This window comes from Lysobacter auxotrophicus (genome assembly GCF_027924565.1).
In the GTDB taxonomy this organism is placed as follows: domain Bacteria; phylum Pseudomonadota; class Gammaproteobacteria; order Xanthomonadales; family Xanthomonadaceae; genus Lysobacter_J; species Lysobacter_J auxotrophicus.
This window is the reverse complement of the sequence record NZ_AP027041.1, coordinates 3788312-3809317: the sequence shown is the minus strand read 5'-3', so window position 1 is coordinate 3809317 and position 21006 is coordinate 3788312. Positions and strand designations below refer to the sequence as shown.

The window sequence follows — 21006 nt, the reverse complement described above, 5'->3', positions numbered from 1 at the left end:
AGGAGACCCCCACAATGGCGACCATTGAAGTCAAGGTGCCGGACATCGGCGATTACGACGGCGTGCCGGTGATCGAGCTGCTCGTCGCCGTCGGCGACACGGTGAAGAAGGACCAGGGCCTGGTCACGCTGGAATCGGACAAGGCGACGATGGAAGTGCCGTCGTCGGACGAAGGCGTGGTGAAGGAGATCAAGGTCAAGGTCGGCGACAAGGTCGCCGAGGGCGCCGTGATCGTCGTGCTGGAAAGCGCCGGCGAAGCCGCTGCGCCGAAGGCCGAGGCGCCGAAGGCCGCCGCGCCCGCAGCCGCGCCGTCGCCCGAAACCGCGAAGCCGCCCGTCGCGCCGTCGCCGGCCGCACCGCCGAGCGAAGCGCCCAAGCCCGCGCTGGGCACCGGGCGCAAGGCCGATATCGAATGCCGCATCGTCGTGCTGGGTTCCGGCCCCGGCGGCTACACCGCCGCGTTCCGCGCCGCCGACCTGGGCCTGGATACCGTCCTGGTGGAGCGCTACGCCAGCCTCGGCGGCGTCTGCCTCAACGTCGGCTGCATCCCGTCGAAGGCGCTGCTGCATGCCGCGGCGCTGATCGAGGAAGCCGCGCATTCGGCCGACATCGGCATCAGCTTCGGCAAGCCGAAGATCGACATCGACAAGCTGCGCGACTTCAAGCAGAACAAGGTCGTGGGCCAGTTCACCAAGGGCTTGGGCGGCATGGCCAAGCAGCGCAAGGTGCGCACGGTGCAGGGCGTCGGCCGGTTCGTGTCGCCGAACGAGCTGGAGATCACCGCCGAAGACGGCAAGACGCAGCTGCTGCGTTTCGAGCAGTGCATCATCGCCGCCGGTTCGCAGGCGGTGAAGCTGCCGAACTTCCCGTGGGACGACCCGCGCATCATGGACTCGACCGATGCGCTGGAACTGGCCGACGTGCCGAAAAGGCTCCTGGTTGTCGGCGGCGGCATCATCGGCCTGGAAATGGCGACGGTGTATCGCGCGTTGGGCAGTGAAGTGACGGTCGTGGAGTTCATGGACCAGCTGATGCCGGGCGCCGACAAGGACCTGGTCAAGCCGCTGGCCGATCGCCTCAAGAAGCAGGGCGTCATCGTCCACCTCAAGACCAAGGCGGCGAAGGTCGAAGCCTCGAAGGCCGGCATCAACGTGTCGTTCGAAGCGGCCGAAGCCGGCGCGACGCCCGCGCTGGAAAACGGCACGTGGGATCGCGTGCTCGTCGCCGTCGGCCGCGCGCCGAACGGCAACAAGATCGACGCCGACAAGGCGGGCGTGCAGGTGACCGATCGCGGCTTCATCCCGGTCGATCGCCAGATGCGTACGAACGTGCCGCACATCTTCGCCATCGGCGACCTGGTCGGCCAGCCGATGCTGGCGCACAAGGCGACGCACGAAGGCAAGCTCGCGGCGGAAGTCGCCGCCGGCGAGAAGCGCGAGTGGGTCGCGCGCGTCGTGCCGTCGGTGGCGTACACGGATCCGGAAATCGCCTGGGTCGGCGTCACCGAAACCGAAGCCAAGGCCAAGGGCCTGCACGTCGGCGTGGGCAAGTTCCCCTGGGCGGCCTCCGCTCGTGCGGTCGGTATCGGCCGCGGCGAAGGCTTCACCAAGCTGGTGTTCGACGAGAAGACGCATCGCATCATTGGCGGCGGCATCGTCGGCGTGCACGCGGGCGACCTGATCAGCGAAGTGGCGCTTGCCATCGAAATGGGCGCGGAAGCCGGCGACATCGGTGCGACCATCCATCCGCACCCGACGCTCAGCGAAACGGTGGCGATGGCGGCCGAAGTCTACGAAGGCACGATCACCGACCTGTACATCCCGAAGAAGAAGTAAGCGGGGTTGCAGGCGGCATCAACGAAACAGGCGCGGAACTCCGCGCCTGTTTCGTTTCACGCGTTTGCGGCGTCGATCAGAACGAGAACGACACGCCCGCGACCGGACCCTTGAAGCGGTGGTCGAGGCCCAGCGAGGCATCGCGACCGTTTCGACGCGCATCGAGCTTGAACCAGTCGTAGCCCACGAACGCGCCGAACACCGGCGTGAAGCGATATTCCACGGCGGCGTTCGCACGCGAGATGCTGCCGTCGTAGTCGCCGAAGTCGCCCCAGTCGGCGTCCAGGTACTGGCCCTGCACGTTGATCAGCCACTTCTCGCTCGGCGTGAACGTGAAGCGCGCACCGACCACCGGCGCGTAGCCGTCTTCCTGGTCGCTGTCCGCGTAACGGTAGGGGCCTGCCTCGGCGAGCAGCTTGCCGTCGAGCTTCGCCCACTCTGCGCCGACCTGCAGGCCCAGCTCGAAGGTGTCGGTGTCGACCACGGCGTAGTCGTACATCAGGCTGGCCAGCGTGAACTCCACCTCGGCGCGCGCGAAGCTGCCGGCCGGGATCGTGTACTGGTCGTACGACAGATCGCGGTCGAGCGTGGTGGTGTTTTCCTTGTCGTACTGGAAGTAGTCGAACACCAGGCGCTGGCGGTCGCTGAAACGGAACGTGCCGTCGATGCGCGGCGACACTTCGTTGCTGCCGAAATCGAAGTCCTGGCTGTAGCGATAGTCCTGCCCCATGAAGGTCGTGTTGGCAGTGAGTTCGCTGGACGCATCGGCATCCATTGCGCCGATGCGAAGGGTGAATCGATCGTTCTGTTGCGCCTGCGCGGCGCCGGCAAAAAACACGGAAGACAGGGCCAACGCAAGGCCCAAACGCTTCAACTCCATCATCAGTCCACTCCATCGAGGCGATTGCGAGTGCGTAATGGAGCCTTATGAGCGATGCAGCAAAAGTGAAAGTCGCCGCGATGCATGCGTTGATGCCGCGTCGATGCGATGAAGCGCACGCACGATCACATGCGACTCACGTGCATCGCTTCGTGGTTGCGCGAAGTGGTTGCGACATCGCGCACGTCGATCCGCGGAACGCATTGGCGACGCGCAATGCACAGGTGCAGAAACAGAAAAGGAGAAGCCCCGGCGCGAGCCGGGGCTTCGGAGGGCCCACCGGGACTGCCGTTGACGAGGAGAGAGCGTCGGCGGGCGATCAACAGATGGGACCGGGGGGCTGCGGAAAGGTTCCGCATTCCGCGACGGGGATTGCGAAACCGGACGGCCGTCACAAAGCGACGGCGTTGGTCCCCGACGCACCACGTGCCGCGTGGCGGCGGGCCTCGATGCGCTTCCAGATCTTCTCGTGGAAGTGGAACGCCACCGTGTTGCAGGCGGGCTCGACCAGGGCCAGGGCGCCGCCTACCCAGACGCTGCCCGTCATCAGGTAGCCCACGGTAAAGGCGACGCTGAAGTGCACGGCGGCAAAGCTGAAGGTCTTGGCCATGGCGAATGCCTTAGATGAGAGTGGTTCTCATTATGGGGGTCGCCGTGTACCGGTCCAATCGAATGTTCCGTGCGGAACGATAGGGGGCGCCTATTGTTCGAGAAAATGTCGCGGCCTTCCGAAATCGTGCCGATTGGCCCGAATCCGGGCGAAATCCGTCCGCGGCGAGCCTCGCAGGTTGCCCGGACTTAAGGGGACCTTTATACTTTTGCGGCTCTACCGGGCGCTTTGCGCCTGCCCCAGACCGACGAGTCCCGCGTGCACGATCCCTTGTCCGCAGGCCGCCGGCTGGCGTCGCGCGCGACTGCCTGGCAGGCCGCCGCGGCAGCGCTGGCCGCGCTGGCGTTCATCCCCCTCGGGGCGCCCATGGCGCTGGCGGCGGCGGTGGGCGGCGGCGCAGTCGTCGCAGGCGGACTGGTGGCGGCCCTGATGGCCCTGGGCGGCGGCATACAGCCGGCCGGCATGGCGATGGGGCGGCTTCTGGCCGGGGTGATGTTGAAGTGGGTGGTGGTGTTTGGAGTTTTAACCCTCGGCCTGGCCGGGTTCAAGCTGCCGCCATTGCCGATGCTGGTGGGAGTGCTTGCGGCGACGCTCGCATTCGTATTGGCCAATCTTTTGAAACGATAAGGTGTCTTTCGTGAGCGAACAGACCGGTTCGGGCGGCCTGAACGAATACATCCAGCATCACCTCCAGCAGAACACCATCGAGGTGTTCGGCGGTGCGTTCCATATCGACACCTGGGCGGTGTCGCTGGTGCTTGGACTGATCTTCATCGCCTGGTTCGCGTTCTTCGCGCGCAAGGCCACGGCGGGCGTCCCGGGCAAGGGCCAGGCGTTCGTCGAACTCATCCTGGAATTCATCGACGGCCAGGTGAAGGACAGCTTCCACGGCGACCGTCGCTCGATCACGCCGCTGGCGCTGACGATCTTCGTGTGGGTCGTGCTGATGAACGGCATGGACCTGCTGCCGCTGGATGCGCCGTACACCGCCATCAAGCTGGCCGCCGGCGCCGAGGCCGCGCACCACACCTATTTCCGCTGGGTCCCGACCGCCGACCTCAACACCACGCTGGCGATGTCGGTGGTGGTGTTCTTCCTGATCCTGGGTCATTCGATCAAGGCCAAGGGCGGTTTCGGTTTCGGCAAGGAGCTGCTGACCGCGCCGTTCCATGCGCACGGCACCGGCGCCAAGATCGCGCTCGCCCCGGCCAACCTCGGCCTCAACGTCATCGAGTACCTCGTCAAGCCGGTCAGCCTGGCGATGCGACTGTTCGGCAACATGTACGGCGGCGAGCTGGTCTTCATGCTCATCGCCGGCCTGCTGGGCGGCGGCATCCTGATGTTCGTGCCGGGCGTGGTGTTCAACATCGCGTGGGCGCTGTTCCACATCCTGATCGTGCTGCTGCAGGCCTTCATCTTCATGATCCTCACCGTCGTCTACATCGCCGGCGCGTACGAGAGTCACTGAGCCTGTTCGGAACGCCGCGTCACCGCTTTCGCTCCACCCTTTCAGCTTCACCCTTCCAAACCAAAACGTTTCAGTAGGAGAAAACCATGGAATTCATCGCCAGTGTGCAGGGCCTGACCGCTATCGCGATCGGCATGATGGTCGGCCTCGGCGCGATCGGTGCGTGCCTCGGCATCGCGCTGATGGGCTCGAAGTTCCTTGAGTCGGCTGCCCGCCAGCCGGAGCTGGTTCCGATGCTGCAGGGCCGTATGTTCCTGCTGGCCGGCCTGATCGACGCGGCGTTCATCATCGCGCTGGCCGTCGGCCTGCTGTTCGCCTTCGGCAACCCGCTGCTGGGCGAAGTGAAGAACGCTGCTGCCGCCGTCGGCGCCACGCCGTAATTGCTGCACAAGCAACCGTTGAGCCGTCCGGCCATGCCGGGCGGCTCTCCCGGGCGTAAGCCCGAAAAAAGCGTTCCATCGGAGCTGTCATGAATCTCAACATGACCTTCTTCGGCCAGATGATCACGTTCATCGTGCTCATCTGGTTCACGATGAAGTTCATTTGGCCGCCGCTGAACAAGGCGATCGAAGAACGTCAACAAAAGATTGCCGAGGGTCTGGCCGCTGCCGAGCAGAGCCAGAAGAACCTGGCACAGGCCCAGCAGAGCGTCGATGCCGAGCTGCGCACCGCGCGTACGAAGGCCAACGAGATCATCGAGCAGGCGCACCAGCGCGCCAATCAGATCATCGACCAGGCCAAGAACGACGCGATCGCCGAAGCCAACCGACAGAAGTCGGCGGCCGAAGCCGAGATCGCCGCGGCGTCCAACCGCGCCCGCGAGGAGCTGCGCAAGCAGGTCTCCACGCTGGCCGTGACCGGCGCCGAAAAGCTGCTCAAGCGCGAAATCGACGCCAACGCCCACAAGGCGCTGCTCGACGAGCTGGCAGCCCAGCTTTGATCTGTGTACGCGGCATCACCCAGGCTCGCTCGAGCGGAATGATCTGAAATGACCCAGGCCCTGACCCTCGCCCGTCCGTACGCACGTGCCGCCTTCGCGCTTTCGCGCGAGGGCGGTCGCACCGCTGCGTGGTCGCAGGCGCTCGCCTTCGCTTCGCGCGTGGCCGCCGATCCGCAGGCCCAGGCGCTGCTCGGCCACCCGCTGCTGAACCCGGCCGATGCGGTCGGCCTGCTCGCGCCCGACGGCGCCGATGAGGCCTTCACCCGTTTCCTCGGGCTGCTCGCCGACAACCGTCGCCTCGCGCTGCTGCCGGAGATCACCGGCCAGTTCGAGGAGCTGCGCGCCGAAGCCGAGCGCGTGGTCAAGGCCAAGGTCACGGCCGCGAGCGAACTGCCGACCGCCGAACTCGACGCCATCAAGGCCGCGCTGAAGAAGCGCTTCGGCCGCGAGGTCGAGATCGAGACGGCGGTGGACGCCTCGCTGATCGGCGGCGCCGTGATCGACGCGGGCGACGTGGTCATCGACGGCTCGCTGAAGGGCAAGCTCGAGCGCCTGCAGTCGACGCTGTCGCAATAACGAATTCATCTGCAATTCCGGGCAACCGGATCAAGGGACTCAACCCATGGCAACCACCACGCTCAACCCGTCCGAAATCAGTGAACTGATCAAGACCCGCATCGAGAAGGTCAAGCTGACCGCCGAAGCGCGCAACGAAGGCACCGTCACCTCGGTGTCGGACGGCATCGTGCGCATCTACGGCCTGGCCGACGTGATGCAGGGCGAAATGATCGAGCTGCCGAACAGCACCTACGCGCTGGCGCTGAACCTGGAGCGCGACTCGGTCGGCGCCGTGGTCCTGGGTGACTACGAACACCTGCGCGAAGGCGACGTCGCCAAGACGACCGGCCGCATCCTCGAAGTGCCGGTCGGCCGCGAGCTGCTCGGCCGCGTCGTGAACGCGCTGGGCGAGCCGATCGACGGCAAGGGCCCGATCGGCGCCTCGCAGACCGCTCCGGTGGAACGCGTTGCCCCGGGCGTGATCTGGCGCAAGTCGGTCGACCAGCCGGTGCAGACCGGTTACAAGACCGTCGACGCGATGATCCCGATCGGCCGCGGACAGCGCGAGCTGGTCATCGGCGACCGCCAGACCGGCAAGACCGCGCTGGCGATCGACGCGGTGATCAACCAGAAGGGCACGGGCATCAAGTGCGTGTACGTGGCGATCGGCCAGAAGGCCTCGACCGTCGCGAACATCGTGCGTCGCCTCGAAGAAAACGGCGCCTTGGCGCACACGATCGTCGTCGCCGCCACGGCGTCGGAATCGGCCGCCATGCAGTACATCTCGGCCTACTCGGGCTGCACGATGGGCGAGTTCTTCATGGACCGCGGCGAAGACGCGCTGATCGTGTACGACGATCTGTCCAAGCAGGCCGTCGCCTACCGCCAGATCTCGCTGCTGCTCAAGCGCCCGCCGGGCCGCGAAGCCTACCCGGGCGACGTGTTCTACCTGCACTCGCGCCTGCTCGAGCGCGCCGCGCGCGTCTCGGAGGAGTACGTCGAGAAGTTCACCAATGGTGAAGTGAAGGGCAAGACCGGTTCGCTCACCGCGCTGCCGATCATCGAAACGCAGGCCGGCGACGTCTCGGCGTTCGTGCCGACCAACGTGATCTCGATCACCGACGGCCAGATCTTCCTGGAAACCGACCTGTTCAACGCCGGCATCCGCCCGGCCGTGAACGCCGGCATCTCGGTGTCGCGCGTCGGTGGTGCGGCCCAGACCAAGATCATCAAGAAGCTGTCGGGCGGCATCCGCATCGCGCTCGCCCAGTACCGTGAGCTGGCGGCGTTCGCGCAGTTCGCCTCCGACCTGGACGAAGCCACCCGCAAGCAGCTCGAGCGCGGCCAGCGCGTCACCGAGCTGATGAAGCAGAAGCAGTACGCGCCGATGTCGATCGCGCTGCAGGCGCTGTCGATCTACGCCGTCAACGAGGGTTACCTCGACGACGTGCCGGTCAACAAGATCCTCGCGTTCGAAGAGGGCCTGCACGCCCACTTCGTCAACACGCAGGGCGAGCTGATCAACACGATCAACGGCACCGGCAACTGGAACGACGAGATCGAGGCGACCTTCAAGAAGGGCATCGCCGAGTTCAAGCAGACGGGTACCTGGTAAGCAGGGAATCGATCGACGAGAGTCGGGAATCGTAGAAGCAGGCGCTCTCACGGTTCCCCATTCCCGGTTCCCCATTCCCGAAGCGAGCGAAGCGAGTAGAGCATGGCAGGCGGACGCGAAATCAAATCCAAGATCAAGAGCGTGCAGAACACCCGCAAGGTGACGCGCGCGCTCGAGATGGTCTCGGCTTCCAAGATCCGCAAGGCGCAGGAACGCATGAAGGTCTCGCGTCCGTACGCTCGCGTGATGAAGCAGGTGATCGGCCACCTGGCGCAGGCCAATTCCGATTACCAGCATCCGTACCTAGTCGAGCGCCAGGACGTGAAGCGCGTCGGCTACATCATCGTGTCGTCCGATCGCGGCCTCGCCGGCGGCCTCAACAACAACCTGTTCCGCAAGCTGCTGGGCGAATTCCGCAAGTGGCAGGAGCAGGGCGTCGAGATCGACGTGGTCACCATCGGCCAGAAGGCCTCGGTGTTCTTCCGTCGCATCAAGGTCAACATGGTCGGTTCGGTCACCCACCTGGGCGACCAGCCGAAGCTGGAGCAACTGGTCGGCGTCATCAAGGTGATGCTCGACGGCTACAGCGCCGGCAATCTCGACCGCGTGTTCGTCTGCTACAACGACTTCGTCAACACGATGACGCAGCGTGCGGCGTTCGACCAGCTGCTGCCGCTGCCGCCGGCGGAGACGCAGGTCGCCAAGCACGACTGGGACTACATCTACGAACCCGATGCGGCGACCGTGCTCGACCACGTGCTCAACCGCTACATCGAGTCGCTGGTGTACCAGGCGGTGCTCGAGAACGTCGCGTCGGAACATGCCGCGCGCATGGTCGCGATGAAGGCCGCCTCCGACAACGCCACCAAGCTGATCGGCACGCTGAACCTGGTCTACAACAAGGCCCGCCAGGCGGCGATCACGCAGGAAATCTCGGAAATCGTCGGCGGCGCCGCGGCGGTCTGACCGCGCAGAACACACAAACCGCGCGGGCGCGACATTCCGCGACCGCACAACAGATTCAAGTTAGAGGAAACCACCATGAGTCAGGGCAAGATCGTTCAGATCATCGGCGCCGTCGTCGACGTCGAGTTCCCGCGCGAGTCCGTGCCGAAGGTGTACGACGCGCTGAAGGTCGACAACACCGCCATCACGCTCGAAGTCCAGCAGCAGCTCGGTGACGGCGTCGTCCGCACCATCGCCCTGGGCTCCACCGACGGCCTGAAGCGCAACCTGGTCGCCACCAACACCGGTCGCGCGATCGCGGTGCCGGTCGGCGCCGGTACGCTGGGCCGCATCATGGACGTGCTGGGCAACGCCATCGACGAAGCCGGCCCGGTGCAGGCTGCGGACCATTGGGAAATCCACCGCGCGGCCCCGACGTACGAAGACCAGTCCTCGGCCAACGAGCTGCTGGAAACCGGCATCAAGGTCATCGACCTGATGTGCCCGTTCGCGAAGGGCGGCAAGGTCGGCCTGTTCGGCGGCGCCGGCGTGGGCAAGACCGTCAACATGATGGAGCTCATCAACAACATCGCGAAGGCGCACTCGGGTCTGTCCGTGTTCGCCGGCGTGGGCGAGCGTACCCGCGAGGGCAACGACTTCTACCACGAGATGAAGGACTCCAACGTCCTGGACAAGGTCGCGATGGTGTACGGCCAGATGAACGAGCCGCCGGGCAACCGCCTGCGCGTCGCGCTGACCGGCCTGACCATGGCCGAGTACTTCCGCGACGAGAAGGACGCCTCGGGCAAGGGCCGTGACGTGCTGCTGTTCGTGGACAACATCTACCGCTACACGCTGGCCGGTACCGAAGTGTCGGCGCTGCTGGGCCGCATGCCGTCGGCCGTGGGTTACCAGCCGACGCTGGCCGAGGAAATGGGCGTCCTGCAGGAGCGCATCACCTCGACCAAGACCGGTTCGATCACCTCGATCCAGGCCGTGTACGTGCCCGCGGACGACCTGACCGACCCGTCGCCGGCGACCACCTTCGCCCACCTCGACGCCACCGTCGTGCTGTCGCGAAACATCGCCTCGCTGGGCATCTACCCGGCCGTCGACCCGCTCGACTCCACCTCGCGCCAGCTCGATCCGAACGTGATCGGCCTGGAGCACTACGAGGTCGCGCGCAAGGTCCAGTCGACGCTCCAGAAGTACAAGGAGCTCAAGGACATCATCGCGATCCTCGGCATGGACGAGCTGTCCGAAGAAGACAAGCAGGCCGTGTCGCGCGCCCGCAAGATCGAGCGCTTCTTCTCGCAGCCGTTCCACGTGGCCGAAGTCTTCACCGGTTCGCCGGGCAAGTACGTGTCGCTGAAGGACACCATCCGCGGCTTCAAGGGCATCGTCGAAGGCGAGTACGACCACCTGCCGGAGCAGGCGTTCTACATGGTCGGCGGCATCGAGGAAGCGGTCGAGAAGGCCAAGAAGATCACGGGCTGATCCGTCGGTCTTGCTCCCTCTCTCGCGTGCGGGAGAGGGTCAGGATGAGGGCCCGGCCCGCATCCGCATTCCAACCCTCCGTCGCGCGCGGCGGAGGGGGACAAAGTACAAAGGCGTTACTACATGGCATCCACGATTCGTTGCGACATCGTCAGCGCCGAGCAGGAAATCTTCCACGGCGAGGCCGAGCTGGTGGTCGCCACCGGTGAGATCGGCGAGCTCGGCATCGCGCCGAAGCACGCGCCGCTGATCACCCGCCTCAAGCCGGGCAAGGTCGTGGTGACCCTGCCGGGTGGCGAGCAACTCGACTTCGCGATCTCGGGCGGCATCCTCGAAGTGCAGCCGACGGTGGTCACCGTGCTGGCCGACACCGCCGTGCGCGCCCAGGACATCGACGAAGCCGCCGTTCGCGCCGCGAAGGAAGAGGCCGAGCGCATCCTGTCGAAGAAGGACCCGCAGATGAGCATGGAAGAAGCCCAGGCCCAGCTGGCCATGAGCATCGCCCAGCTCAGCGCGCTGGAGCGTCTGCGCAAGAACATGAAGCACTAAACGCGGGAGCGGAGTCGCGATTCGGGATTCGATATTCGAAGAGCGAACCTCCAGCACTGCGGAAGAAGGCGACGGCGAACCCGTCGCCTTTTTTGTTTGTGGAGATTTTGAGCCCTCTCTCACTGGGTGAGGGTCGGCGGAGGGCCGACGCTCGCACTCGCCATGCACGCTTCCCGCGTTGCTACAGGCAGGTACGCATCCTTCTGCTGTCAGCGCATCTGTTTCAGAGGGCGGACGCGCATGCGCCGGGGCTCCCACGAAAGAGCGAAGATCAGGATGGGTTCCAGCCTTCGCTGGACCGACGGCGCAATGTGGGAACCGTCAGGGAGTGCCCATCGGCTGCGCGCCCTTGTCCCGGCCCGCACCGGGATGACGCACTGTTCGGCGCCAGATCGCCGACCTACCGCCGATACACCCAGTGCCGCGACAGCACGAAGCCGATCGCGCTCACCGCCACGTCGATCGCCGGCTTCGCCAGCCATGCCCACTTCAAGCCCACCGTATCGTCGATATGGCCCACGGCCCACGTGCTGATCGCCGTGGTCGCCAGCCACATCACCGCGAAGCGCGCGAACTGCCGGCCGCCCAGCGCGGTGTCGTCGCTTGCGAACGTGAATCGTCCGTTCGCCCAGAAGCCGATCGCCGCGCCGCTGATGCGTCCGACGATGTTCGCCGGTTCCACCAGCACGCCGGCCGCGCTGAGGGCGACGAAGACCGCCCAGTCCACGAGCAGCTGCACCGCGCCGACCGCGATGTAGCGGCTGCCATGCCGGGCCAGGCTGGAATGGTTGGGACGTCGGCGCATGCGTGAATTCTAGTCGCCCGGCGGAACGCCACCCTGCACGCGACCCACACGCACGGCGCATTCCGGTTCACGTTGATAAGATCCTGCGGTCACGCCCACGAGTCGTCCCACCGCATGAATCCACTCCACGTCGTCATCCTCGCCGCCGGCGAGGGCAAGCGCATGAAGTCCGTCACGGCCAAGGTGCTGCAGAAGATCGCCGGCAAGCCGATGCTCGGTCACGTGATCGACACCGCGCGCCAACTTGGCGCGGCCGGTATCCATGTCGTGTACGGGCACGGCGGCGAGCAGGTCCGCGCCGCGTTCGCCGACCAGGCCGACCTGCACTGGACCGAACAGGAGCAGCGTCTGGGCACGGGGCATGCCGTCCAGCAGGCGATGCCGTCCGTGCCGGTCGATGCGCGCGTGCTCGTGCTCTACGGCGACGTGCCGCTCATCACCGCCGAAACACTGCAGCGTCTGCTCGCCGCGCCGGGCCGCATCGCGGTGCTGGTCGCCGACCTGGAAGACCCCACCGGTTACGGCCGCATCGTGCGCGATCCTCAGGGCCGCGTCGGTCGCATCGTCGAGCACAAGGACGCCGACGACGAGCAGCGCGAGATCCGCACGGTGAACACCGGCATCCTCGTCGCGGACGGCGAGGCGTTGCGTCGCTGGTTGCAGCACCTGGGCAACGACAACGCGCAGGGCGAGTACTACCTCACCGACGTCTTCGCATCGGCCGCCGCCGAGTTCAACGCGGCCGAGATGGTGCACGTGCAGGACCCCATCGAAGTCGAAGGCGCGAACGATTCGTGGCAGCTCGCGCAGCTCGAACGCGCGTTCCAGCGGCGCGCGGCGCGCGCGCTGTGCGTGCAGGGCGCACGACTGGCCGATCCGGCACGCTTCGATCAGCGTGGCGAGGTGCGCGTGGGGCATGACGTCGAGATCGACGTGGACGTGGTGCTCGAAGGCAAAGTCGTGCTCGGCGATGGCGTGCGTATCGGACCGTTCTGCCGGCTCAAGGACGTGACCCTGGGCCCTGGCACCGAAGTGCGCGCGCATTGCGACCTGGACGGCGTCATCGTCGAAGGCGCTGCGCAGATCGGCCCGTATTCGCGACTGCGCCCGGGCACCGTGCTCGCCGACGGCGTGCACGTCGGCAACTTCGTCGAGACCAAGAACGCGCGCATCGGCGTCACCAGCAAGGCCAACCACCTCACGTACCTGGGCGACACCGTGATCGGCGCGGGCGTCAACGTCGGGGCGGGCACGATCACCTGCAACTACGACGGCGTGAACAAGTCGACGACGACGATCGAGGACGGCGCGTTCATCGGTTCGAACTCCTCGCTCGTGGCACCGGTGACCATCGGCCGCGAAGCGACGATCGCCGCCGGTTCGGTGGTCACGCGCGATGCACCGGAAGGCCAGCTCACCGTGGCGCGTGCGCGGCAATCGACGATCGCGGGCTGGCAGCGGCCGAAGAAGAAGCCGAAGGTTTGATGGTTTTCGTAGCCGCATCGCGCGCGGTGCGTTGACGTGCGCAGCTCGTTCGTCCACTCAACCCGTCGTCCCGGCGAAGGCCGGGACCCAGGCCCGTTCGGCTGACGTTTGCAGTGCCTCGCCTTACGCGATGAAACCGTCGGCGACGGACGCCTTGCCAGCCTGGATCCCGGCCTTCGCCGGGATGACGGATAAACAAGGCGACGGCAAAAGAAGGTGACGGCAAAAGAAGGCGCCGGCGAAAGAAGGCGACGGAAGAGAAGTTGACGAGCGCTGTAGGGATGGCGAGCACGACCGCGCTCGTAACACGCCTCACTCCACCGGCAACGTCAAACTCACCGTCAAGCCGCCGCCATCGCGGTTCGCCAGCCCGATCCGTCCGCCATGCGCCTCGCAGATCTCGCGCGCGAGCGCCAGCCCGAGGCCGCTCCCGCTGCGCTTGGTCGAATAGAAGGGCACCAGCGCATTCGCGAGTACCGCGTCCGACATGCCGGGCCCGCGATCGCTCACCTCCACGCGCACGACGCGGCCAATCTGCCGCACCGTCAGCGTGACCTCGTCTTCCTTCGATCCGGACTCGTGCGCGTTCTTCAGCACGTTGATCAACGCCTGCTCGACCTGCGCCGGATCGAAGCGCGCAGGCTCCGACGGGATCGGGCCGCGCTCGAACCCGTAATGCTGCTGCAGGCGCGACAGGAACGGCGCCCATTCCACCGATTCGAGTTCCGGGACCGGCAGTTTCGCGACGCTCGAATAGCCGCGCAGGAAGCCGTGCAGGTGCCGCGCGCGTTCCTCGATGGTTTCGAAGATGCGGCCGAGCTTCTCGTGGTCTCCGCGCCGCAACAGTTCCGCGCCCGAGTGCGCCAGCGACGTGATCGGCGCCAGCGAGTTGTTGAGCTCGTGGCTGATCACGCGGATGACCTTCTTCCACGTCGCCACTTCCTGGCGGTTCAACTCCGCCGTCAGCCGCTTGAACATGAAAAGCGTATGCACGCGGCCGTTGAGATGGAAATCGCGGCGCGCGAGGTGGTACGTCTCTTCCTGCCCCGCGTGTTCGAAGCTGAAAAGGCGGTCGCGACCTTCGCCGAGTGCTTCGCGCAACGGCGCCGGCGTGTTCTCCATCAACTGCGGGAACTTCAGTCCTTCGACCTTGCGGCCGTCGTGAAACAGCTGGCGCGCCGCGACGTTCCCGTACACGATCGCGCCGCGGCTCTCGATCAGCAACAACGCGGTCGGCGTGTTCTGCACGACGGTGTCGAGCAGCAGTTCGCGCTGGAACAGCGACTGGCGCTCATCGCGCAACACGCGGCCCAGTTCGTTATGCGCTTCGACCAGGTCGTCGAGTTCGTCGTGCGAGCGGCGCGTGACGCTGAAGCTGAAATCGCCGTCGCGGAAACTCGCGACCGATCCAGACAACGCGCGGAACAGGCTCAGCTGCCGCGCCAGATAGCGTTGCGCGATCAGCGGCGCGACGATCGCACAGACCACCAGCGTCAGGCTCGCGCCGAGCAGCGCGTTGCCGAGCCAGTCGATCAGCAGCGCGCAGAGCCCGACCGCCGCGAGCATCGCCGCGAACAGCAGCAGCGCGAGCTTTCCGGCCATCGAGAAGTGGCGCTTGTGCGCGTCCATCGCATCACCGCGCGATGCCGAGCTTGTCGAGGCGTCGATACAGCGCCTGCCGGCTCATTCCGAGGTCCGCCGCGGCCTGGCTCATCACGCCACCCGCGCGTTGCAGCGCCGCTTCGATCGCCTCGCGATCGGGCTCGCCTTCGTGCGCGCGAGGCGCCGCTGATGTCGGAACAAGCCCGAGTTCCTCCGCATCGATGACGTCCGCCGAGCCCAGCAGCAATGCGCGCTGGATGGCGTTCTTCATCTCACGCACGTTGCCGGGCCACGCATGCCGCAGCAGCGCGCCGCGCGCCGCGTCGCTGAGGCGACGGCGACCTTCGAGGAAATGCTCGGCAAGCGGCAGGATGTCGCCGCGTCGCTCCGCCAGCGGCGGCACGCGCAGTTCGATCACGTTGAGGCGGTAGTAGAGGTCTTCGCGGAACGTGCCGGCGCGGATCATCGCCGGAATGTCGGCGTTGGTCGCGGCGATCACGCGCACCTTCACCTGTCGCTCGCGATTGGAACCCAGGCGCTGGAAGCGACCGGTTTCCAGCACGCGCAGCAGTTTCATCTGCCCGGCGGGCGGAAGGTTGCCGATCTCGTCCAGCAGCAGCGTGCCACCGTCGGCCGCTTCGAACTTGCCGTCGCGCGACTTGTTGGCGCCGGTGTATGCGCCGGCTTCGGCGCCGAACAGCTCGGCCTCGATCAGCTCCGACGGCAACGCACCGCAGTTGAGCGTCACGTACGGGCCGTCGCGCACCGACGAATTGGCCTGGATGATCTCGGCGATGCGCTCCTTGCCCGCGCCATTGGGGCCGGCAATGAGCACGGGCACGTCCGCGCGCGCGACATGGCAGGCAAGGCTCACGACGCGTTCGCTCGCCGGATCGGCGAACACCACGCCGCGAAGATCGTACTGGCGCTCCAGTTCCTGCCGGCGACGGCGCTCGCCGTCGCGATGCTCCGCGAGCGCGCGGTTCGCCTCGCCAAGCTCCAGCAGGTTGGTGACCGTGGTCATCAGCTTGTGGTCGTCCCACGGCTTGCCGAGGTAATCGGCGGCGCCGGCCTTCACCAGCGCGACGGCCGACTCCAGCCGCGTCCACGCGGTGAGCAGGATGATCGGCAGGTCCGGGAAGCGGTCGCGGATCGTGCGGAACAACGCGATGCCTTCCTCACCGGACGTGGTGTCCGCGGTGAAGTTCATGTCCTGGATCACCAGGTCGATGGTTTCGCGCTCCAGCAGCTGCAGGCCTTCCTCCGGCGATTCCGCGCTGAGCACGCGCAGGTCGGCCAGCGAGAACAGCACGTCCAGCGCGACGTGGACGGCATGGTTGTCGTCGATGACGAGGATGGTCCGCATGGGCGCCTAGGGTAGCAGCGGGGCAGGGCGGCGGCCGTTCCGGAGAGAGAGGGGAACGGCCACCGCCGGTTACGCGAACTCGTCGTCCCCGCTCACCCGGGGGACGACGCTGGAGGGCAGTGCGATCAGACCGTGCGGGTCGCCACCGCGGGCGACACGCGCGAGGCGCGCGTGGCCGGGCCGAACACCGCGAGCTGGCCGAGCATCAGCACCGTCAGTGCGCCGAGCGGCGCGTAGTACCACGCCAGGCGCGGCAGCTCGTAATGCTTCATCAGCCACAGGTTGAAGCCGTAGGTGAGGAGCAGGCCGATCACGATGCCCACGCCCACCACGATCACGTTCTCGACCATGAAATAGCGGCGGATATCGAAACGGCGGGCGCCCAGTGCGCGACGCGTGCCGATCTGCTTCACGCGGCGCGTCACCCAGAAGCTGACCATGCCGACGATGCCCAGGCCCGTGACCGCGAGCAGCGAGAAGATCACCGTAGTCAGCACGACGGTCATCGCGCGATCCTGGCGATAGCTGTCGCCACGCACTTCCTCCACAGAACGCAAACCGCGCACGATGCGGCCGGTGTTGATCTCGCCGAGCTTGCGTTCGGCTTCCTTCATGATCTCGTCGCGTCGGCTCGCTTCGGTACGCACGAGGTAACGCGCGGAGCTGTCGAACTCGCCGATCTGGTACTGCGGCACGAGCATCGCGTGCTCGACCTTGTCCCAGCCCACCCACGGCGCCTGCAACCGTTCCAGGACGCCGACGATCGTGCTCGACGAGCCCTTGCCGCCCAGGCCGCTGTAGACCGGCTTGCCGAGGGCATTGCCGTCCGGGTACAGCTGGTCGGCCAGCGCCTGGGTGACGATGACGGAATTCGGCGTTCCCTTGTCGTCGCGACTGCGATAGCTGACGTCGTCGGCGGTGAAGTTGCGCCCCGCAACGAGGTGCGCGCCCAGCGTGTTCACGCCGTGGTCGTCGAGGATGTAGATCGCCGTCGGCGTGTTCTTGCGCTGGTCTTCCGGCACGCTTTCGGGAAGCGTCGAGATGCCTTCGCTCCAGCCGCCGTTGGACAACGGCACGGAGTTGATCGTGGTCGCATCGATCACGCCGGGAATGGAGCGCAGCGCCTCGAGGTCCTGGCGCAGGCTGCCGCGCAGGTCGAAGTCCTGCGCGAAGCCGAGGCTGGTGATGGTGAACAGCGCCTTCTCGTCCATGCCGCTGGGACGGTTCACCTTCTCGATGCGCTGCAGGATGATGAAGACGCTGTTGCACACGATGGCCAGCGTGATGGCGACTTGCAGCGCGATCAACAGCAGGCCGGTCTTGTTGCGCATGAGCGCATTGAGGATCGGACGGAATTCCATGATGGGGTCCTCGACGTTACTGCGTCTTCAACTGCGTGGCCGGCTGCACCTGGCAGGCGCGCCACGTCGGATACAGCCCGGCGATCAGGCTGGCGGTCAACGCGATCAGCAACGACAGCCCGACCATGACCCAGTCGAGTTCGGCGAGCCGTTCGATCGACGTGCCGGCGTAGAGCTTGCGCAGCGCGAGCAATCCCAGCCCCGTGAGCACCAGCCCGAGCAGCCCGCCCGCGATGCCGACCAGGCCCGATTCGGTCAGGTACTGCGCGAACACCGCCGGCTTGCTCGCACCCACCGCGCGGCGCAGGCCGATTTCCGGCGCCTTGCCCATGAACTTCGCCAGCAGCAGGCCCACGGTGTTGATCAGGCACACGGCGAAGAACGCGAACGCCAGCCACACCTGCGTGCGGACGTCGCGGCCGACCACGCGCTGCGCCTCGAGGAACTCCGACACGCTGTAGACGCGGTTGTTCAACGGGCGCGCGAAACGGCCGGACTTCTTCTGCTCGTTGACGTAATCGTTGAGGAAGCCCAGGTAACGCTGTGCGTCGGCCTCGTCCTTGACCTGCACCCACATATCGATCCAGATGCAATCCGACGCCAGCAGGCCCTCGTAGCCCGGCTCGGAATCCTTGTAGCAGCTGTTGTTCGAATTGCTGTTGAGCTTCTTCTCGATGCCGAAAGAGAACGGCACGAACACCGACTGCGGATCGTCGAACGCGTCGTTGGCGACGTGGTAGACGCGCGGCGTGGGGCGCCATTTCGCGAGCACGCCGACGATCGTGAAGTCCTCGCCACCCAGGCGCACCTTGCGGCCGACGCTGTTCTCGCCGCCGAAGAGTTTGTCGTTGGTTTCAGCATCGATGACCGCCACGCGCGCGGCGCTGCGGTCCTCGGCCGGCGTCCAGCCGGTGCCGTAGCGGAACGGCGGCTCGAAGATCGGGAAGAAGCCCGCCGTGGTGAACAGCGCCTCGACCATGTACGGCTTGATCTCGCGCTTTTCCGGTTCCAGCGGCAGCACGTTCGGGAAGAACGCCGCCTCGTGCTCGGCCTTGTGCGCGTTCACGAGGTTGTTGGCGTCCTGGTAGGTCATCAGATCCGGCGGCTCGGTCGGATAGTCCTCGTCCCAGGGCTCGTTGATGTCCCAGTTGTCCAGCTGCACGCGGCGCACCTGCTCGTCCTTGTAGGACAGCGGGTTGCTTCCCATCATGTGCAGCACGGTCATCGAAGTCATCGACATGCCGATGCCCAGCGCGATGGCCGCGACCATGAGCGCGGTGAGGATGCGGTTGCGCTTGAGCGAGATCGCCGCCAGCCGCAGGTAGTAGGTGAACATGGGTGCGCTCCTCAGCCGGCCGTCGCGGCGGCGGCGGCGTGCGTGGCGTGGACGTCGCCGCCAAGGCGCGGCGCGTCGTCGAGGTCGGTCACCTGGCCGTCGATGATGTGCACGTTGCGCTGCGCGCGTGCGGCGAGTTCGGGATCGTGCGTGACCATCACGATGGTGGTGCCCTGCGCGTGGATCTCCTCCAGAAGTTCCATCACGCCGCGTGCCATCAGCGAGTCGAGGTTGCCGGTGGGTTCGTCCGCGAGCAGCAGGCGCGGCGAACCGGCCAGCGCACGCGCGATCGCCACGCGCTGCTGCTGGCCGCCGGAAAGCTCGGACGGGTAATGCTTCATGCGCGAGGACAGGCCGACGCGACCCAGTGCATGCTCGATGCGCTCCTTGCGTTCGGCCGAACCCATGCGGCGATAGCGCAGCGGCACGTCGACGTTGTCGAACAGGTTCAGGTCGGGAATCAGGTTGAAGCCCTGGAAGATGAAACCGATCTTCTCGTTGCGCAGCTTCGAGCGCGCGTTGTCGTCCAGGCCCTTCACCGACACGCCATCGAGCAGGTAATCGCCGTCGTTGAAGTCCTCCAGCAGGCCGGCGATGTTCAGAAACGTCGTCTTGCCCGAGCCCGACGGCCCGGTGACGGCGACGAACTCGCCCTCGCGCACGTGGATGTCGAAGCTGCGCAGCGCGTGCGTCTCGATCATGTGCGTGCGGTAAACCTTGCTCAGGTGGGTCATCTTCAACATGGCGGTGCTCCTGGAGGGTGCGTTCTCGTAGTGCGGCGGAATGCGGGGGCGTCTTGTGGATGCGGTGCGGCGGCTATGGGTTGCGCGGTCAGTCGTTGACCATCACCTGGTCCGCGCCGTTGAACGCGGTGGTATCGGAAATCACGATGCGGTCGCCGGGCTTGAGGCCGGAAAGCACCTCGACGTCGGACAGGCTGCTGGCGCCGGTGGTGATCGCGGTCTTGATCGCGGTGTCGCCGTCGAGCTTGTAGGCGACGCGGCCGCCGCCGGTGTCGAGGAACGGACCGCGCTGCACCATCAGCACGTTCGGCTTTTCCTCGATCATCACGCGCGTGCTCACGCGCTGGTTCTGGCGCAGCCCGGTCGGGCGCTTGTTGTCGGGCTGGTTGTCGGCGAAGCGCAGTCGCGCCATCACCTGGCCGTTCACCACCTCAGGCGACACCGACTGCAGCACGCCGTTGTACTTCTGCCCGCCGTAGCTGATCTCCGCGCCCATGCCCAGTCGCAGGTCGTCGGCGTAGCTTTCCGGCACGGGCAGCTCCACTTCCAGTTCGCGCAGGTCGACCACCACCAGCAGCGGCTGGTTGATCGGCACCACCGTGCGGTCGGTGATGTTCACCGTGCCGACCATGCCGTCCACCGGCGAGCGGATGTTGAGCTCGTCCACCTGGCGCTGCAGGTCGTCGACGATCGCCTGCTGGCGCTGCGCGAGCAGGTGCTTGTTGCGCGTGTCCAGCCCCGCGCCGCGGTCCTGCAGACCGTAGTCGTGCTGCGCGTGCGACAGGCCGATGTCGGCTTTCTTCAGCGTGTCCTGCGCGCGGGCGACCTCGATGCTCGACACCGCGCCGCCTTCGAAGCCCTTCTGGCTGCGTTCCAGGTCGCGCATCGCCGCGGTGCGGTCGATCTCCGCCTGGTCGAGCGCCTTCTGCGCGGTGGAGCGCGCCAGCTGCGCATCGAGCGCGGCGCGGCTGGCTTCGGCCTGCAGGCTCGCCAGCGTGGACTGCTCCTGCACCAGCTTGCTGCGCAGCTCGGGGCTGTCGATCACCGCCAGCGGCTGGCCCTGCTTGATCGTGTCGCCGGCGCGCACCTTCAGCGTCACCGTGCCGGCGGCCGGCGCGTACAGCGTCGGGCTGACGGCGGCGACCATGCGGCCCTGCACCGACACGTCGCGCACCAGCGTGCCGCGATGCACCTCGGCCGTGCGCAGGCGCTCGCCGCTGACCGACTGCCCGGCGCCCAGCCAGCGCCCCAGCGTGGGCACGCTCAGCGCCACCAGCAGCAGGGCCGCCACGCCGCCGCCGATGAGCAGTTGCTTGCGGCGCGGGTTCGCGGGGGGCGCGGCGATGACGCGGTCTTGGGCGGAGGTGTCGCGGATCATGCGGTCGTCGGGTGATGGGGAACTCACCTGAAT

General features: G+C 66.4%; 20 protein-coding genes. 11 read left to right on the top strand and 9 right to left on the bottom strand.

Annotated features, from left to right (window positions below; genetic code table 11):
* Nucleotides 1–14: 14 nt before the first annotated feature.
* Nucleotides 15–1835, top strand: coding sequence for a dihydrolipoyl dehydrogenase (gene lpdA, locus LA521A_RS17315; protein WP_281780083.1), 1821 nt, complete (start codon nucleotides 15–17; stop codon nucleotides 1833–1835).
* 76 nt (nucleotides 1836–1911) lie between these two features.
* Here the strand turns inward: lpdA and LA521A_RS17310 are convergent, their stop codons facing one another.
* On the bottom strand, nucleotides 1912–2718 hold the full coding sequence (locus LA521A_RS17310; RefSeq protein WP_343226699.1) for a hypothetical protein: 807 nt from the start codon (nucleotides 2716–2718) through the stop codon (nucleotides 1912–1914).
* 388 nt (nucleotides 2719–3106) lie between these two features.
* Nucleotides 3107–3325, bottom strand: coding sequence for a DUF2061 domain-containing protein (locus LA521A_RS17305; RefSeq protein WP_281780082.1), 219 nt, complete (start codon nucleotides 3323–3325; stop codon nucleotides 3107–3109).
* A 258-nt stretch (nucleotides 3326–3583) separates the two neighbouring features.
* Here LA521A_RS17305 and LA521A_RS17300 point away from each other — a divergent pair, with 258 nt between their 5' ends.
* The 9 genes from LA521A_RS17300 to LA521A_RS17260 all read left to right on the top strand — a co-directional run bounded on the left by LA521A_RS17300 (nucleotide 3584) and on the right by LA521A_RS17260 (nucleotide 10897).
* Entirely contained in the window at nucleotides 3584–3952 is a 369-nt protein-coding gene (locus LA521A_RS17300) for a hypothetical protein (protein WP_232338469.1), read from the top strand.
* A 10-nt stretch (nucleotides 3953–3962) separates the two neighbouring features.
* The gene (atpB, locus tag LA521A_RS17295) at nucleotides 3963–4793 is read left to right on the top strand and encodes a F0F1 ATP synthase subunit A (protein ID WP_281780081.1); all 831 of its coding nucleotides are present in this window, start codon (nucleotides 3963–3965) and stop codon (nucleotides 4791–4793) included.
* A gap of 86 nt (nucleotides 4794–4879) precedes the next feature.
* A complete protein-coding gene (atpE, locus tag LA521A_RS17290; protein WP_281780080.1) occupies nucleotides 4880–5173 on the top strand; it encodes a F0F1 ATP synthase subunit C in 294 nt (97 codons plus the stop codon).
* Nucleotides 5174–5262: 89 nt separating this feature from the next.
* Nucleotides 5263–5733: a F0F1 ATP synthase subunit B gene (locus LA521A_RS17285; protein WP_281780079.1), complete on the top strand. Its 471-nt coding sequence runs from the start codon at nucleotides 5263–5265 to the stop codon at nucleotides 5731–5733.
* A 48-nt stretch (nucleotides 5734–5781) separates the two neighbouring features.
* On the top strand, nucleotides 5782–6309 hold the full coding sequence (locus LA521A_RS17280) for a F0F1 ATP synthase subunit delta (protein WP_281780078.1): 528 nt from the start codon (nucleotides 5782–5784) through the stop codon (nucleotides 6307–6309).
* 46 nt (nucleotides 6310–6355) lie between these two features.
* A complete protein-coding gene (atpA, locus tag LA521A_RS17275) occupies nucleotides 6356–7906 on the top strand; it encodes a F0F1 ATP synthase subunit alpha (protein WP_281780077.1) in 1551 nt (516 codons plus the stop codon).
* A gap of 102 nt (nucleotides 7907–8008) precedes the next feature.
* A complete protein-coding gene (gene atpG / locus LA521A_RS17270; protein WP_281780076.1) occupies nucleotides 8009–8872 on the top strand; it encodes a F0F1 ATP synthase subunit gamma in 864 nt (287 codons plus the stop codon).
* A 75-nt stretch (nucleotides 8873–8947) separates the two neighbouring features.
* Nucleotides 8948–10348 (top strand): F0F1 ATP synthase subunit beta, encoded by a 1401-nt coding sequence (atpD, locus tag LA521A_RS17265; RefSeq protein WP_115841919.1) that lies wholly within the window; start codon nucleotides 8948–8950, stop codon nucleotides 10346–10348.
* A 123-nt stretch (nucleotides 10349–10471) separates the two neighbouring features.
* A complete protein-coding gene (locus LA521A_RS17260; protein WP_281780075.1) occupies nucleotides 10472–10897 on the top strand; it encodes a F0F1 ATP synthase subunit epsilon in 426 nt (141 codons plus the stop codon).
* A 400-nt stretch (nucleotides 10898–11297) separates the two neighbouring features.
* On the opposite strand, the gene LA521A_RS17255 is transcribed toward LA521A_RS17260, so the two are convergent.
* Complete coding sequence (locus tag LA521A_RS17255) at nucleotides 11298–11702, bottom strand: GtrA family protein (RefSeq protein ID WP_281780074.1); 405 nt, start codon at nucleotides 11700–11702, stop codon at nucleotides 11298–11300.
* A gap of 114 nt (nucleotides 11703–11816) precedes the next feature.
* On the opposite strand from LA521A_RS17255, the gene glmU reads away from it, so the two are divergent.
* Nucleotides 11817–13187 (top strand): bifunctional UDP-N-acetylglucosamine diphosphorylase/glucosamine-1-phosphate N-acetyltransferase GlmU, encoded by a 1371-nt coding sequence (glmU, locus tag LA521A_RS17250; RefSeq protein ID WP_281780073.1) that lies wholly within the window; start codon nucleotides 11817–11819, stop codon nucleotides 13185–13187.
* Nucleotides 13188–13499: 312 nt separating this feature from the next.
* Here the strand turns inward: glmU and LA521A_RS17245 are convergent, their stop codons facing one another.
* The 6 genes from LA521A_RS17245 to LA521A_RS17220 form a co-directional block, all read right to left on the bottom strand.
* Nucleotides 13500–14816, bottom strand: coding sequence for a sensor histidine kinase (locus LA521A_RS17245; protein WP_281780072.1), 1317 nt, complete (start codon nucleotides 14814–14816; stop codon nucleotides 13500–13502).
* Between the two features lie 4 nt (nucleotides 14817–14820).
* On the bottom strand, nucleotides 14821–16155 hold the full coding sequence (locus tag LA521A_RS17240) for a sigma-54-dependent transcriptional regulator (protein ID WP_281780071.1): 1335 nt from the start codon (nucleotides 16153–16155) through the stop codon (nucleotides 14821–14823).
* A 125-nt stretch (nucleotides 16156–16280) separates the two neighbouring features.
* Nucleotides 16281–17516, bottom strand: a complete 1236-nt coding sequence (locus LA521A_RS17235) for an ABC transporter permease (protein WP_281780070.1) — start codon at nucleotides 17514–17516, stop codon at nucleotides 16281–16283.
* 16 nt (nucleotides 17517–17532) lie between these two features.
* The gene (locus LA521A_RS17230) at nucleotides 17533–18852 is read right to left on the bottom strand and encodes an ABC transporter permease (RefSeq protein WP_281780069.1); all 1320 of its coding nucleotides are present in this window, start codon (nucleotides 18850–18852) and stop codon (nucleotides 17533–17535) included.
* Between the two features lie 11 nt (nucleotides 18853–18863).
* Entirely contained in the window at nucleotides 18864–19595 is a 732-nt protein-coding gene (locus tag LA521A_RS17225; RefSeq protein ID WP_281780068.1) for an ABC transporter ATP-binding protein, read from the bottom strand.
* A gap of 88 nt (nucleotides 19596–19683) precedes the next feature.
* Nucleotides 19684–20973, bottom strand: coding sequence for an efflux RND transporter periplasmic adaptor subunit (locus tag LA521A_RS17220; protein ID WP_281780067.1), 1290 nt, complete (start codon nucleotides 20971–20973; stop codon nucleotides 19684–19686).
* Nucleotides 20974–21006 lie beyond the last annotated feature (33 nt).

Coding starts and splice junctions, on each gene's coding strand:
- LA521A_RS17230 (WP_281780069.1), bottom strand. CDS start 18,852: ATGTTCACCTACTACCTGCGGCTGGCGGCGATCTCGCTCAAGCGCAAC.
- atpD (WP_115841919.1), top strand. CDS start 8,948: ATGAGTCAGGGCAAGATCGTTCAGATCATCGGCGCCGTCGTCGACGTC.
- LA521A_RS17220 (WP_281780067.1), bottom strand. CDS start 20,973: ATGATCCGCGACACCTCCGCCCAAGACCGCGTCATCGCCGCGCCCCCC.
- LA521A_RS17310 (WP_343226699.1), bottom strand. CDS start 2,718: ATGATGGAGTTGAAGCGTTTGGGCCTTGCGTTGGCCCTGTCTTCCGTG.
- LA521A_RS17280 (WP_281780078.1), top strand. CDS start 5,782: ATGACCCAGGCCCTGACCCTCGCCCGTCCGTACGCACGTGCCGCCTTC.
- lpdA (WP_281780083.1), top strand. CDS start 15: ATGGCGACCATTGAAGTCAAGGTGCCGGACATCGGCGATTACGACGGC.
- LA521A_RS17240 (WP_281780071.1), bottom strand. CDS start 16,155: ATGCGGACCATCCTCGTCATCGACGACAACCATGCCGTCCACGTCGCG.
- LA521A_RS17285 (WP_281780079.1), top strand. CDS start 5,263: ATGAATCTCAACATGACCTTCTTCGGCCAGATGATCACGTTCATCGTG.
- LA521A_RS17260 (WP_281780075.1), top strand. CDS start 10,472: ATGGCATCCACGATTCGTTGCGACATCGTCAGCGCCGAGCAGGAAATC.
- LA521A_RS17235 (WP_281780070.1), bottom strand. CDS start 17,516: ATGGAATTCCGTCCGATCCTCAATGCGCTCATGCGCAACAAGACCGGC.
- LA521A_RS17225 (WP_281780068.1), bottom strand. CDS start 19,595: ATGTTGAAGATGACCCACCTGAGCAAGGTTTACCGCACGCACATGATC.
- LA521A_RS17245 (WP_281780072.1), bottom strand. CDS start 14,816: ATGGACGCGCACAAGCGCCACTTCTCGATGGCCGGAAAGCTCGCGCTG.
- atpG (WP_281780076.1), top strand. CDS start 8,009: ATGGCAGGCGGACGCGAAATCAAATCCAAGATCAAGAGCGTGCAGAAC.
- LA521A_RS17305 (WP_281780082.1), bottom strand. CDS start 3,325: ATGGCCAAGACCTTCAGCTTTGCCGCCGTGCACTTCAGCGTCGCCTTT.
- atpE (WP_281780080.1), top strand. CDS start 4,880: ATGGAATTCATCGCCAGTGTGCAGGGCCTGACCGCTATCGCGATCGGC.
- glmU (WP_281780073.1), top strand. CDS start 11,817: ATGAATCCACTCCACGTCGTCATCCTCGCCGCCGGCGAGGGCAAGCGC.
- LA521A_RS17255 (WP_281780074.1), bottom strand. CDS start 11,702: ATGCGCCGACGTCCCAACCATTCCAGCCTGGCCCGGCATGGCAGCCGC.
- atpA (WP_281780077.1), top strand. CDS start 6,356: ATGGCAACCACCACGCTCAACCCGTCCGAAATCAGTGAACTGATCAAG.